The organism is Vibrio sp. FF266 (assembly GCF_041439695.1).
GTDB classification, from domain to species: Bacteria; Pseudomonadota; Gammaproteobacteria; order Enterobacterales; family Vibrionaceae; genus Vibrio; species Vibrio tasmaniensis_A.
Genome location: NZ_JBGOOO010000019.1, coordinates 23,351 through 38,130 on the forward strand (window position 1 = coordinate 23,351; position 14,780 = coordinate 38,130).

The 14,780-nt window shown below is 43.1% G+C and carries 10 protein-coding genes; 6 read left to right on the top strand and 4 right to left on the bottom strand.

Annotated features, from left to right (window positions below):
- Window positions 1–21 precede the first annotated feature (21 nt).
- Window positions 22–264, bottom strand: coding sequence for a phosphopantetheine-binding protein (locus tag ACED59_RS14825; RefSeq protein WP_032499777.1), 243 nt, complete (start codon window positions 262–264; stop codon window positions 22–24).
- A 211-nt stretch (window positions 265–475) separates the two neighbouring features.
- On the opposite strand from ACED59_RS14825, the gene ACED59_RS14830 reads away from it, so the two are divergent.
- The 4 genes from ACED59_RS14830 (at window position 476) to ACED59_RS14845 (ending at window position 4,569) form a co-directional block, all read left to right on the top strand.
- Window positions 476–2,143 (top strand): (2,3-dihydroxybenzoyl)adenylate synthase, encoded by a 1,668-nt coding sequence (locus ACED59_RS14830; protein ID WP_017097730.1) that lies wholly within the window; start codon window positions 476–478, stop codon window positions 2,141–2,143.
- Window positions 2,144–2,311: 168 nt separating this feature from the next.
- Complete coding sequence (locus ACED59_RS14835; RefSeq protein ID WP_029223919.1) at window positions 2,312–2,653, top strand: isochorismate lyase; 342 nt, start codon at window positions 2,312–2,314, stop codon at window positions 2,651–2,653.
- Window positions 2,654–2,807: 154 nt separating this feature from the next.
- Window positions 2,808–3,701: an isochorismatase family protein gene (locus ACED59_RS14840; RefSeq protein WP_009846392.1), complete on the top strand. Its 894-nt coding sequence runs from the start codon at window positions 2,808–2,810 to the stop codon at window positions 3,699–3,701.
- 52 nt (window positions 3,702–3,753) lie between these two features.
- Window positions 3,754–4,569, top strand: coding sequence for a siderophore-interacting protein (locus tag ACED59_RS14845; RefSeq protein WP_009846393.1), 816 nt, complete (start codon window positions 3,754–3,756; stop codon window positions 4,567–4,569).
- Window positions 4,570–4,634: 65 nt separating this feature from the next.
- Here the strand turns inward: ACED59_RS14845 and ACED59_RS14850 are convergent, their stop codons facing one another.
- Together ACED59_RS14850 and ACED59_RS14855 are read right to left on the bottom strand one after the other, a co-directional pair.
- Window positions 4,635–6,254 carry a (2,3-dihydroxybenzoyl)adenylate synthase gene (locus ACED59_RS14850; RefSeq protein ID WP_009846394.1) on the bottom strand — a complete coding sequence of 540 codons (1,620 nt, stop codon included), beginning with the start codon at window positions 6,252–6,254 and terminating at the stop codon, window positions 4,635–4,637.
- An 11-nt stretch (window positions 6,255–6,265) separates the two neighbouring features.
- Window positions 6,266–7,447 (bottom strand): isochorismate synthase, encoded by a 1,182-nt coding sequence (locus ACED59_RS14855; protein WP_009846395.1) that lies wholly within the window; start codon window positions 7,445–7,447, stop codon window positions 6,266–6,268.
- A 271-nt stretch (window positions 7,448–7,718) separates the two neighbouring features.
- Between ACED59_RS14855 and ACED59_RS14860 the strand changes: the two genes are divergently transcribed.
- The gene (locus tag ACED59_RS14860; protein ID WP_009846396.1) at window positions 7,719–8,504 is read left to right on the top strand and encodes a 2,3-dihydro-2,3-dihydroxybenzoate dehydrogenase; all 786 of its coding nucleotides are present in this window, start codon (window positions 7,719–7,721) and stop codon (window positions 8,502–8,504) included.
- Between the two features lie 46 nt (window positions 8,505–8,550).
- Here ACED59_RS14860 and ACED59_RS14865 read toward each other — a convergent pair whose 3' ends face one another.
- Window positions 8,551–9,621, bottom strand: coding sequence for a 3-deoxy-7-phosphoheptulonate synthase (locus ACED59_RS14865; RefSeq protein ID WP_009846397.1), 1,071 nt, complete (start codon window positions 9,619–9,621; stop codon window positions 8,551–8,553).
- Between the two features lie 335 nt (window positions 9,622–9,956).
- Between ACED59_RS14865 and ACED59_RS14870 the strand changes: the two genes are divergently transcribed.
- Window positions 9,957–14,450: an amino acid adenylation domain-containing protein gene (locus tag ACED59_RS14870; RefSeq protein WP_241820637.1), complete on the top strand. Its 4,494-nt coding sequence runs from the start codon at window positions 9,957–9,959 to the stop codon at window positions 14,448–14,450.
- The last annotated feature ends 330 nt before the right edge of the window (window positions 14,451–14,780 follow it).

Genomic DNA, 14,780 nt, shown 5'->3' on the forward strand with positions numbered 1-14,780 from the left:
GCTAGAAGTCAGAACCTTAATTTAGGCTGTAGCTTCAGTAGAGGTCATGATCGTCTGCCAAGATTCGAGTGTTGGCGTCGCCATTAATTGGGCAAAGCTAATGTTTATCCCTGCATTTCTTAGTTGGCCTGTTAGGCGCATCATACTGATTGAATCCAAACCGAGTTCGATGAGGTTAACGTCCGGCTTTACCGATTCGACTGGAACACTTAATACCTGACTGATTATTTCTACCAGATCAATATTTGCTTCTTGCTTAGACAAAATAATTTCCTTTTCTTTCGGAAGTTTATCTTCTACTTCCAATATTTCACTCAAATTCGCTATACACGATATCACCACTTGATTGTTATATACAAATGATTATTATTAGCATTTACATGTATTGATAGGCGTCAATTGTGCTGAATCGATTTGGGTATCTTAATACTTCCAAGCGTTGGTCTTAGCACTTCAACATACAATAAGGAATGACATGGAAACCGTGCTCAAGGAGAAGCTTTGTCAAGATGGCTTGTTATATGGCTTGTTATATGGCTTTGTTGATCAACCAGATCGTCAATCTGCGAAGTTTGAACAGAACAACTTATGGTTAAACACACCTTTATGGGCAATTTTGAGTGAAGGGGTTGCTCTGCATCCAACTAAACCTGCAGTAGCCGATCCGACGGGTAGCCTTACTTATGAAGAGTTGCAGTCTGAAGCAGACAGAATAGCCGCGGGTTTAAAAGAGGTCGGGTTAAAAGCTGGAGACCGGGTCGTATTTCAGGTGTCTAACAGCATTTATTTCGCAAAAGTGTTTTTTGCTTTACAAAGAGCTGGCTTGATTCCGGTATTGGCACTGCCGGCACATGGTATTGTTGAAATTCGCCATTTCATGAAAGTATCTGGCGCAAGGGCCTACTTCGGTTCTAACTTAGAAAACGATGGAAGAGCACTACACATAGCTGACTCACTGTCGGAAGAGTCCCTTTCATTTAAGCATATCTATATTGTGGGAGACTCTGGAAAGTATCCGTCTTTACCTCTGGGTAATATTGGCCAGTTCGTTCCTGAACGACCAAACCCAAATCATCCTGCTTTGTTTTTAGTTTCTGGTGGAACGACGGGACTACCTAAGCTCATTCCTAGAAGTCATAACGATTATCGTCTCAACATCCAAAGTTGTGCAGCAGCAAGTGAGTTGTCGTCCGACGAGGTATACCTCGCAGTGTTACCTGCCGCGCATAATTTTACTTTGGGTTGTCCCGGTTTATTGGGAGCGCTTGATGTTGGAGGAAGTGCCATTTTCAGTTCCAACCCCAGTCCTGATTACTGCTTTGATGTTATCGAGAAAAATAAAGTGACGGCGACAGCTTTGGTTCCCGCGCTTGCGCAGCTATGGAATGCGGCTAAAGAATGGGAAAGTGCGAATACATCTAGCCTAAGACTGATGCAAGTCGGTGGCTCGAAGCTAGCCTATTCTGATGCTCTTGATGTTCAAAAAACCTTTCCCGGCGCACTCCAACAAGTTTTTGGTATGGCAGAAGGCCTGATCGCCTGTACTCGGTTAGGGGATGATGAAACCTTGGTTGCGACGAAACAAGGTCGACCTGTAAGTCGCTGGGATGAGGTTCGCATAGTCAATGCTGAGGGGAACACTGTTCCAATGGGTGAAGAAGGCGAACTACTCACTCGCGGTCCCTACACTTTAAGAGGGTATTACCGTGCAGAGGAACACAACCAACGCTCATTTACTCAAGATGGTTTCTACCGAAGTGGAGATCGAGCCATTGTTGATGAGAGGGGATATATCGTTGTGACTGGCAGAATTAAGGACGTCGTAAACCGAGCTGGTGAGTGTATTGCTACCGATGAAATCGAAGAGCATTTACTTATGCATCCTAATGTTGCACAGGTCGCCGTGGTTGCGGTACCTGATAAACATCTAGGCGAAAGGATCGGAGTCGCTGTCGTGAAAAGGGGGCTTTCCCCAACTTTGCAAGAGCTACGCACCTTCCTAAAAGACCAAGGGATGGCTTCTTTCAAACAGCCAGACGAATTGCTCATTGTCTCTAATCTGCCCAAAACAGCGGTAGGTAAAATTGATAAAAAGCGATTGCTTGGTCCAAGTGGTGAACCTTGGGTTAATACGCCAGTTTAACTAACGCGAGCTGCTTACCGTAGCTCTATATTGTCGATAAACAACGTCCTATTGATTGAATCGAGAGTGCTCTAGAAGGATGACTTGTCGTCGAGCCTGAGAAAGGTGCTTCTATTATTACACTCTTCAATGGGTCATTACAGGGAACAAAGACTAAAGGAAATCAACGTGTCATCTATAAAGAAGCCAGAAGTTTGCGAAAGTCTCAATGATATACGAATCGGAATAGATACCCTTGATAAGGAGATCGTTCATATTCTTTCTAAGCGGTTAGGGTATGTCAAAGCCGCCGCACAATTTAAGCCCAGTGAGCAGAGTATTCCGGCACCAGAGCGTGTCGCTGAAATGCTAGAAGACCGAAAAAAATGGGCAGAAGAGGCCGGGATGAGTAGCGAGTATGTCGAAACGTTATTCTCTAGTATCACCCATTGGTACATTAATCAGCAAATTAAACATTGGCGTACCGAAAGGGGGCTTTCAGCAGAAGAACCCGAAAATACGGCAACGTGATAAGAGTGTTTTGAACTTATCCGTTGAGTATGTATTAGAGGGTTACACATATTCCTGTTGGATCACCACTTTGACTACTAAGCGCCAAAGATTTAATTGATCAGATGACAGAAGAGAGCGTCAGTGCTGATTAGAGTATTAAGGACAATTACAAATGACTATACCGAAAATAGCGAGTTACGACTTGCCAGAACACCATGAGTTTCCAATAAACAGAACGAACTGGACGATCGAACCTAGTAAAGCGGTACTTTTAATTCACGACATGCAAGAGTATTTTGTGAGCTACTATGAGGCTGATTCGTCACCTATGGCGGACATTTTAACGAACATTCAGCAGTTAAAACACGTAGCGAAACAAGCGGGAATCCCGGTTGTATATACCGCACAACCCGCAAATCAAGACCCAAAAGATAGAGCCTTGTTAACTGACTTTTGGGGTCCGGGGCTAAACGGCGATCATACTCCTGTCGTATCAACGCTCGCTCCAGAAAGCGATGATATTGAGTACGTTAAATGGCGTTACAGTGCATTTAAGAAAACCCCATTGCTTGATTACATGAAAGACAATCAAAAAACTCAGCTGATCATCTCTGGTATTTACGGGCACATTGGCATTTTATCGACTGCTTTGGATGCATTCATGTTGGATGTACAGCCCTTTATTATCGGTGATGCGATCGCGGATTTTTCGCGTGAAGACCATATCCACACTCTCAATTACATATCAGGCCGAACGGGAAGCATTAAAACACTCGATAAAGCTATAGCGGAAATCAACCCAAATGAAGAGAGTATTCTTAGCCTCAATGTTTTGCAGTCTGACGTGGCCGAAACATTAGGTGTTTCTTATGAAGAGATTGATGTGAATGAAAATCTAATCTTCATGGGGCTAGATTCGATGCGAGCGATGACACTTGTAGAGAAGTGGAATAAGCAGGGCGCAAATATCTCATTCGCTCAGCTCATTGAAGCGGTTTCATTGCAAGAGTGGTGGCAAGCAATCGAAGCGACACTGAAGAACCACGCAGAAGAAGTACCAGCATAATTGCTCGCAAGTTAGCGCCAATTATTTATAGAATTTCTTAAGAGGTAAATTGATGAGCGATCAACCAGTGCGTTTACATCCGATGTTGTTGGACTTTGTTCGTAAGGAGAAGATCTCAAAGCATCTACTGCGAGTGACTGTTACGGGCGACTCTTTAAAAGGGTTCCCTGAAGATCAAAATGGTACACACATAAAAGTGTTTTTCCCCAATAGGGAGAGTGGGATATTGCAGTTACCTTATCGAGAAGGTGAAACTGTGATTTGGCCTGAGCATAAACCCGTGCCTCGAGCCTATACCGTCAGAAAGTATCGAGCCGATGTGAATGAGCTTGATATCGATTTCGTGATCCACGGAACCGATTCTCCCGGCGGTGGGTGGGCGATTAAAGCAGAACAAGGTTTCCAAATTGGCCTTGTAGGCCCTGCTGGGCCTGAGCCATTAATTGAACCCGCAGATTGGTATATTATTGCGGGAGACCTAACAGCAGTACCAGCCATTAGTGCTATTTTGGAGAACCTTCCCTCCGACACTCAAGGCCATGTATTTATCGAGATAGAGGATGCTGCAGATAAGCATGATATTAAGCATCCGCAAGGTCTGGTTTTGAAGTGGCTAATGAGAGACGAAAAGAGTGATCAATATCTATTGAGCAAAGCCATTTCCGGCTTAATTGCACCTAATGGATCTCACTCGCTTTCGGCTTTCATTGCGGGTGAAAATGAAAGCGTGATTGCGTGTCGTAAAGCGCTTAAACAAGAGTACAAGCTGTCTAGAAAAGATATGTATGCGATTCCTTACTGGAAACGAGGTAAGGATGAAGAAGCATACCATGATGAACGCCATGAAGTTATGGATGAAGAGTACTAGCTTGCCTGTTTTAGAAAACAAAAACCGATCTCATGAGATCGGTTTTTGTTAGTACCTTTGGGTGCTTAAGCATACGCATCTCGGAGGCGTTTCTTATTCACTTTGCCGACAGGTGTCTTGGGCAATGAATCGACAAATTTGATTAAATCTGGGATTTTGTAATCAGCTAAGCCACAATCACGTAGGAAATATTTTAGTTTGAAGGGATTTATGTCTGCCCCTTCGACTTTAACGATTACAGCGCAACTTCGTTCTCCTAAGTAGTCGTCAGGTATCGCAATGAGAGCGGCATCATGAACCCCATCGTGTCGAATTAGATGGTTTTCGACCTCTTCTGCTGCAATCTTTTCCCCCCCTCGGTTAATCTGGTCTTTATCTCGCCCTGTTACAATGATATTACCGTCCTTAGTCTGTTTAACTATGTCACCAGTGTGATAAAACCCTTGTTGGTCGAATGAAAGACGGTTGTGTTCTTTTGCTTGGTAATAGCCGCGAATGGTGTAAGGACCTTGAGTGAGAAGAAAACCTTCCTCTCCGCAGGATACTGACTCCCCCTCTTCATTCACGATTTTAATCCGATCATGTTGTGAAATAGGGCGCCCTTGGGTAGAGGCAATAACTTCCATAGGATCATCCAATCTAGTGTAGTTCACTAGCCCTTCAGCCATACCAAAGACTTGTTGAAGCTGACAACCTAACTTGTTTGGTAGGTCTGTAGCCGCCGTTTGGCTAAACTTAGCGCCACCGACTTGAACTAATTTTAAGCTTGAAAGATCATGAGTAGTGGATTGAGCCTGCTCCATCCACAGCAGTGCTAGTGGGGGAACTAAGCCCGATACGGTAATTTTATGCTCTTCAATTAGTTTAAACGCTGATTTTGGGGTAGGGTCATGCGTAAGAACAACCGTACCTCCAGCGAAAAAGACCCCTAAAGCTCCCGGTGAACTTAATGGGAAATTATGTGCAACCGGCAGCGCACATAAGTAGCGAGTGTTTTCAGTAAACTTACAGATAGTGTTACTGCCAATCACGCTATAAGCATAGTCATTGTGGGTTCGAGGTATCAGTTTTGGCGTACCGGTTGTTCCACCTGACAATTGGAAAAATGCCAGTTCAGATGCTTCTGCTTCTTGTTTATCATCGGGTTGCCCCGTGAAATCATCAAGCGATGTGAACCTTGGATCTGCCAAGTCCGTAGCATCACAGCGAACGATGATATGTTCTAATTCATTACTTTCATCTAACACTTGCTTAGCTAAGGCTTGGTAATTAAAGCCAGTATGTTTCCCATCTACAATGTAAGCTTTGGCTTTGGCGTGTTGGCAAAAATAAGATACTTCTGAGAAGCGATGAGCGGGAAGAGCTAAAACGGGTCGAATACCTTTCTGTAACAAGGCAAAATAGCAGAAATAGAATTCGGCTACGTTTGTCATTTGTAATACGACATTGTCGCCCTTCATTAACCCTAAAGACTGAAAACCTGAAGCCATTTGAGACACTCTCTCTGCGGCTTGTAAATAGCTAAATTGACGCTCACCACAGATAAGAGCCATGTTGTTACCACACCGCTCAACTGAGTGCTGAAAATGATCGAAAAGAGTTCTGTCTTGCCAATAACCTAGCTCTCTATACAAAGAAGCTTGGGGTGTTGGCCAATCTGTATAATCCATATGTTCATTCGACATTATGAGTCTACCTATGCCGTCAACATATCTTTAAGTTGGATACCTGCTGCCGTTAAGATGGTGTTCATTTTGGCACCAGTTTCATCCAGTTCGCTTTGTGGATGTGATTCATCAACAATACCTGCTCCAGCAAAAACTTTCATTTGTCGTTTTTGGACCTCAGCACAACGGATCGTCACCACCCACTCCCCATTACCTCTTGAATCACACCAACCAACCATACCGGTAAAATACCCTCGGTCGAATTGCTCCAATTTTCGGATAGCTTCATACGCTTTCTGTCGCGGATAACCGCAAACTGCAGGGGTAGGGTGTAATTCAGCAGCGACTTCCAACACATTAGTGTGAGGGTTACTGACTTGACCCTCTAGTTCCGTGGAGAGATGAAGCATGGTTTTTGTTTCTATGACTGATGGAATCATAGGTGTGTACAGGTTGTGGCAATACTTGCTCATCACACGCTCAACTTCTTCTACAACTAGACCATGTTCGTGCAGATCTTTGTTGGTATTGAGCAATGAATTTGTTGAGCTTTGATTCTGTTCGTCCAGTTCAGAACGCGGGCGCGATCCTGCGAGTGGGTTAGAGGTGAGATAACTGCCTTTTTTTGCAACAAGGAGTTCTGGACTCGCCCCCATTAGCTTTTGGTTGTCATTGATATTCGCTGCGAACGTATAGCCTTTCGAGTTGATTGATAACAGATTACGAAGCAAAGTTTGCTGCTGAATATCAGCGTCTGTTTCTACTTCAATAGCCCGAGAAAGAACCACTTTTGAAAGCTCTGTGTTGGCAAACATATCAAGAAGGTCGGATACCCCTTGCTTATAATGATTACCGCTTGGGGAAGAAATGACGTGCGCATCGGCAGAAGAAAGCGGATTTGAGTGTAAGGATCTTGTACTACTAGAGATGAATAACTGCTCTGGGATAATAAATTTAGTCGGGTTTTCTTCGTTAAATGGGACGACACCAAATAGCACTGGATTATCGGCTTCTGATTTTTTAGCCGCCTGGAGCATTTCGTTCGCCTTCTCGGCTAGCTCTGAAAATGCAATAGGCTGGTGGAACTCATTTTCAATACCTTTACCCATCATCGTATTACTGGGAGAAGCGAAGAAAAATGGAGATGACAATAGCTCTCTATCTAGCAGATCACTTTCCATTTTTGAATAGCCAATGACTTCACGTTTCATAACAGGTCCCTCTTTGTGTATAGATCGTTATGACGATGTGCAATTACTTACATTGATGTTCTTAAAGGAACTCATTTGTCATGCACTTCATCGGGTTGCTTATTTTGGTCAGTAAGATTACATTTACATTTATTTAAATGCTAATGATAATGATTTCTATTTGATGTAAATCGTCATTATTGAAGGCTGCTCACATTCTTTGATTTTTGTTTTATGTAAATGCATACAAAAGTCGCAATTTTGATTGTTTATTATTCGGTTGTTTAGGTATATGGAAAGATTTCTTGAAGGACAATTAGTGTTATTAACGGGTGCTGCAAAAGGTATTGGTTTTAGCACGTTAGAGAGTTTGTTGGACTCGGGAGCTAAGGTGCTCGCTACGGATATTGATAGCCAACTCCTCGCGACTAAATCTGAATCTCTAGCGAGAAAGTATCCAGATCAGCTCTGGGTTGAACCGTTGGATCTGTCAAAACCTGAGTTAGTAAAACAGAGTATTTATCATTGGGTAGCAGAGTACGGTGAGTTTGACCACTTAGTGAGTTGTGCTGGTATTCTTCATTTAGGTGCGCTGTGTGATATGTCATTCGAGCAGATAGAAAACACATTTATGGTCAATTCGTTTGGTGCTCTAGCCACAATGCAGGCGGTATCTAAGTGTATGAAAGATCGGGGGAAGGGGAATATGGTTGTTGTCGGTTCGAATGCTGCCAATACTCCTAGAGCAAATATGGGGGCTTATGCAGCATCTAAGTCGGCGTTACACATGTTTGTAAAATCCATTGGTATTGAACTCGCGCCTTTGGGGATTCGTTGCAATATTGTGAGCCCAGGGTCTACACGTACAGAAATGCAATTGCAACTTTGGAATGAGAGTTATGGTGAGGAGCAGGTCATTGCCGGAGATGCAACGCAGTTTCGTCTAGGTATTCCGCTCAACAAGATTGCTGAACCCAAAGATATTGCTCAATCGATATTGTTTCTGATGTCTAATGCAGCTAATCATATCACTATGCATGACTTGCGGATTGATGGTGGTGCAACGCTCGATAACTAGACATCATAGAGTTATATGGCGCGCATGCGCCATATAAAATTTTAGGTTAAGCGACCGTCGATAATTTCTTATGAGTTGCCTCTACCATTGCATTTGCAAAGACATCGAGAATTGCAACGGTATCTTCCCAGTTTAGACATTCATCAGTGATGGATTGACCTCTGGTTAGTGGCGTCGCATCTATATTTTGCGCCCCTCCGACTAAGAAGCTTTCAGACATAACGCCGGCGATGTACTGCTCTCCTGAAATGATTTGCTCTGCAATGTTTCTGGCTACATTGAGTTGATTTTTGGCAATTTTCAGACTGTTCCCATGACTACAATCAATGATGATTCGGGGGTTAAGGCCGTTTAATTCTAATTGTTTTGTTACATCACAGACGTGTACGTTAGTATAGTTTGGCTGTTTTCCGCCACGTAAAATGATATGTCCGTTAGGGTTGCCATGTGTCATTGCAGACATGGGTGTATTACCAAAACCAGAGACATAAACTAGGTGAGGAGATTTCGCGGCGTGAATTGCGTCAATCGCGATCGTTACATTGCCATCCGTTCCATTCTTAAACCCAATAGGGCACGGGATGCCTGAAGCCATTTGTCTGTGTGTTTGAGACTCAGTGGTTCTTGCTCCAATAGCGCCCCAACAAATTAAATCAGATACATATGGGTACACGGTGGTGTCTAAAAACTCGGTTGCCGTTGCAAGCTCTAGATCAACAACATCTTTTAAGAATTTTCTTGCGACAAACAGCCCCTTACTCATCTTATGGCTATTGTCTAAATCGGGATCGACAATGAGCCCTTTCCAACCGACGCGGGTTCGTGGTTTTTCAAAATAGGTTCGCATGACGATCAAGAGCTGGTCACGATATTTGTTCTGTAGTTCGGCCAACTTACGAGCATACTCTAAAGCAGCCTCTGGGTCGTGGATGGAGCAAGGTCCAATGATAACGAGCAGACGGTTATCTTTCCCATTTAAAATTTCTGTGATTTCGAATCTTTTATCACGGATAAATCGTTCACTTTTTTCGTCTAGAGTGATTTCACTCGTTACATCAATCACACTCGGCAGTGGCTCTATCGTGGTTGAATTAAGTTGCTTCTCTAACTCTTGCATCCTTCCTCCTAAAACAAGTGTTCCTTGATGTTATGGCTTCATCAAATGCGCGGTCCAGGTATGATTTGGAAAACATTCAATTCCAATAAATGATAATTATTATCATTTGATTTTGAGGATTATTGAAATAGGAGCTAGGTGTTGTCAAGCTTATTGTTGGGTGATGTAGTGAGATCATGCCCAATACAATCAGTACATCAACTCATATTAGTCAGTATTAAACAAAAATGATAACGCTTATCATTTTTGTTTGAGTTTATTCTTAAGCTGGTGTATTACATTAGTTTAATAAGCCTCGTGGCACATTAAATGGATGAATGAGTGTGGAAATGAAGATGAGAGAATTGACGACTGTACAGGCTGCTTATTATGTCGGTAGGCAAACAGGCCAATCGATGGGAGGCGTAGCGGCTCATATTTATGCTGAATTTGATGGTGAAAATATCGACTCAGAAAAATTGGCAAGTGCGGTGAGGAAGTTGTACATCAATCATCCTATGTTACGGATGAAAGTTACTTCTGGTGGTCAACAAACCATCGCTCCTTTATCTTCTGTTCATCAACTTATCATTGATGATATTGAACACCTTTCACCATCGGCTACCCGTGACTTTTTAATAGAGAAGCGCACTGCTATTACTGACCAGAAACTGGATTTAGACAATGGGCAGGCCGCGCAGATCGGTATCACACGTCATTCTAAAGTGCAGTGCCGTTTGCATATAGACGTAGACATGATTGCTGTGGATGCACAGAGCTTCCGAATCTTAGTCGAAGAGTTGGCTAAGCTCTATAGCGATGAACATCAAGGCAACGAGACACAAGAGAAGAATTCGTTCTTTGAATATTTAGATAAACAAGCTGCGGACAATTACCTCGTAGCTAAACGACAGTCTGATAAGACATGGTGGCAACAACGATTACCAGACATCGCTGGAGCACCTGAGTTTCCGTATGTTAATGGGGATATTGATCGTCAGCATGGGCACAGTCAGCGGTTCACACATCAGTTGACTCAAGAGCAACGGTCTTCGATCGAAGAGTTAGCCAAGAAACACCACTTAACCTTAACCCAACTTTTTCTAACGCTTTTCTCTCAAGCCGTAGGTAGCTCTTGTAACAGCCCTGATTTTCGATTGAATGTGCCGACTTTTCACCGCGGTTTCTATACGAACGATGCAGAGACAACGATAGGTGATTTCTCGAACTTGCTGATCTACAGCGCTAGCTTGAAAGCTCAAGAATCAACGCTTAATCATTGTCGTCGTACTGCCAATCAACTGAACCAATTACTCAACCATGAAAGCTATTCTGGTGTAACGGTGATGCGAGATTTATCGCGTTACTATGGGACCGTGCAAGCATCGCCTATCGTATTTACATCGGGAATGGATGTTGAAGGTGATGATTTATTCTCTGAGGCAGTCACAAAAGTCTTCGGAAAAATGAACTGGATAATCTCTCAAGGTGCTCAGGTTACATTAGATGCACAAATCGCGCCTGCGTACGAAGGTATTTTTGTCAATTGGGATGTGCGAATGGACGTGTTCCCTAAAGGCTTTGTCGATACCTTGTTTAACAAGTTTATTGCGATTGTTCAATCTTTAGCTGATGAACCTAATAGCATACATAACTCTTTGGAAAGTACGCTCGCTCAGTTAGGTTATGCATGTCCTTCGTTACCCTTAGTTACCTCTTGTCCAAAGCCTTTAACAGAGCTACAAAAATCTTACCTACTCGGTCGCTCTACTCATATCCCTATGGGTGGCACTGCGATGCATGAATTCCGGGAATACCGAGGGAAAATAGAATCGAGCTTAGTTGAGTCTCGCCTCGAATCATTGGTAAAAAAGTACGATGCGTTACGGATGCACATCGATGAGAACAAGCTTGTTCAGCAGGTGTCGTCTAAGGTGACTTTGAATTTTGACTCCCATGACTTTCGACACTTGTCGATTGAGCAAGCGCTAGAGAGAGTTGGTAAAATTCGTCAAGTGAGTAATCACACGATGCACGACCTGTCGAAGTCGCCATGGCGTGTTTCTGTTATTCAATTGCCTGACTCTGATATCGGTTATCAGACCATTGTCTTTACCAGTTTTGATGCATTAATTGTTGATGGTAGAACACACTCCCTGATTCTTTCTGAATTATTGAAAAAGAATAGCGGGCATTTGCATGAGCTCTGTGCTAACAGCGCTGAGACCAATCACTTTGATAGTGAACATGACACTGCCAAAAGGGAGGCAGATATGTCGTTCTGGCAAAGTAAGCTTGACCCAGAGTGCGCGCCACCTTCACTTCCATGGAAACAGCGATTGGATCATATAAAGGCTTCGCGTTACCAGCGAGAAAGCATTGTTATAGACAAAACTGCATTAACTCAGTTAACGATGGCGAGTGCAGCCAACAGCTTGTTTTTGAACTCAGCACTTTCTGCTCTTGTTCTTGAAGGGATGTCGTATTGGACGACAGAACAAGAGATGAGAGTTGGTTTTCCGGTAGCGATCCCACAAAGCGATCAACCTCTTGGTAATGGTTCGACGTTCGTGATTTTGGAGTACCGAAAGAATAAAGGCAGCTTGCTAGAGCGAGCACAGGGTATGCAAAATGATATGTTTGAGGCGCTTGATCATCTCGACTTTTCTGGTGTTGATATCAATCGTCAGTTAATGACTTCGCGAACCAGTTCATTGGCTTTACCTGTTGTAGTGACGAATGGTCTAACTTGGGATGCATTATCCGATGACGATGAACTCGTCTTCTTTGATGGTATAACCCAAACCCCTCAAGTCGCGTTAGATATCCGCCTTAATTTTGATGAAAGGCGAAATCTAGTATTGAGTTTTGACTATGCGGTTGACGCACTAGATAAACGAGTGGTTGTCTCCATACTTGAATCGATAGAGCGTCACATTGAGACCGTATGTGAGACCCATGATTTTGACATCCCTTCACATAAGGTACTCAACCTTGAACACTATAAATTGAACTGTGATGTAAAAGAGTTTGAATGCTCCAAGTTCTTATCCAAGATAGCGCGTAATCTTGCGGAAAATGCGAGTGATGATATCGCGGTCATTTGTGGTGAACGGCATATCAGCTACAAGGCATTTGGGGAGGACGTCCATAAGGTGATGCAGCATATTGCTCACCTTGGCTTGAAGCAAGGTGATGTGTTGGCCATCTGTTTGCCAAAGAGCCCTGAGCATTTAGTGATGACGATTGCCTGTTCATTATCAGGGATTATATGGGTGCCTATCGATGCTTCATCACCAGAAGAGCGTTTGGATTACCTACTGAGTAATTGCAATGCCAATTTAGTGGTAACTAACCAAACGTCACAGCGTAAAAATTCAGTGCTCTATCAAGCACTATTGCAACCTGTTGAGCAGGCTTATCCATCACTCTCCAATACGGACTTAGAGGTGCTTAGTCAAAGTGAGCATGGTGCTTATTATCTGTATACATCGGGAACAACAGGTAAACCTAAATGCGTTGTAGTGAACAGCAGAGCAACTTCCAATGTCATCGGGGAAACGTGTAAAGCTTGGCAAATAACGTCTGAAGATGTGTTGATGTGCGTAACGCCGTTCCATCATGATCTCTCTGTGTTTGATATTTATGCTTCGTTTACTTGCGGGGCAACCATTGTATTACCAGAGGCTGGTGAAGAAAAAGACGCGATTCGTTGGAATCAATTGGTTGAGAAGCACCGTATTACTATTTGGCAGTCAGTTCCGGCATTGATGGAAATGTTGTTGTCTTGTATGCAGGGTGAAAAACTCAAATCTCTACGCTTAGTTTGCCAAGGGGGGGATTACGTTAAACCTAAAACGATTGATGAACTTAGAGCGCTGGAGCAAGATATTCGCCTTGTCTCAATTGGTGGTCCTACCGAAACCACGATATGGAGTATCTGGCACTTTGTTACCGACGAAGACAAATCGGTTATTCCTTATGGCAGGCCTTTCCCTGCAAATCAGTACTTTATTATGGATGGATTGGGTAAACATGTTCCACAAGGAGTAGCAGGTCGGATCATGACAGTAGGAGTAAACCTTGCGTCAGGGTATTTATCTGATGGAGAGCTTACACAAACTGATTTTGTGACGATAATTGATGCTCTAGGTAGTGAGGTCAGAGCGTTTAGAACCGGTGATCTAGGCTATTATCGTGAAGATGGCACCATTATTTTTGCTGGTCGGGTTAATGGCTATGTGAAGGTTAGGGGCGTCCGTGTGTCGTTACCCGATATTGAGAAAGAGTTAAATCGCTGCCCACTGATTGAGCAAGTTTTGATTGTCGACTATACCGAACGTAATGGAGACGTAGCGTTAGGTGCGATCTATAAAGTGGCGGATGGCCAAGTCGCTAATGCTGCTGCTATTCGTGACTTTGCACAGCAATGCTTACCAAACTCCCATGTACCTTCTCAGTTACTTGAATTGGATAAACTGCCTCTCTCTCGAAATGGAAAGTTTGACCGGATTCAAGCGCGAGAAGAGTTGGTTCGTTCAATGACTCAGACGGTGAGCTCTCCACAACTCGCTTCAGCTTCTGTTACTCAGAACAATGAGAAACCGAACAACGCTAAAACGACGTTAACGACATCAGAATTTGGGTCGATTATCGAAGCTTATGAGCAAGTGACGGGAAAACATTTAGAAGGTTTTAGCGAGGAGAGTGCGTTTCTGTCGTTGGGTTTAAAGCCATCTCACCTAAAAGATGTAGCAGAGAAACTGAGTAAAACGTTTGAGCGTAAGGTGTTTACACGCAAGTTGATTAAATGTCGGAACGCAAAAGAGGTTGCCGACGAGATTTTATAATCACTTTAATAAACCTTCCAGAGAAAGCCGAGCGAATAAAGTTCGGCTATTTTATTTAATTGGGGGGTGTGTTGTCGTGTTAGCCCGCTAAGTTAATTTTTGTTGGTCACGAAATACAAAGGTTACTACATGTCGATTTAACGGTGCGATGTACGTTAGTTGGGTTATTTAAGTTATTTATTTATCAATTGCTTAAAACGAAATTATACTAATGTATCCGCTAGCGAAAACCGGATTTATCTTGATTGTTCTATATGAATATAGTTAGCATATGCTTAATGGCTTAATGGCTTAATGGCTTAATGGCTTAATGGCTTAATGGCTTAATGG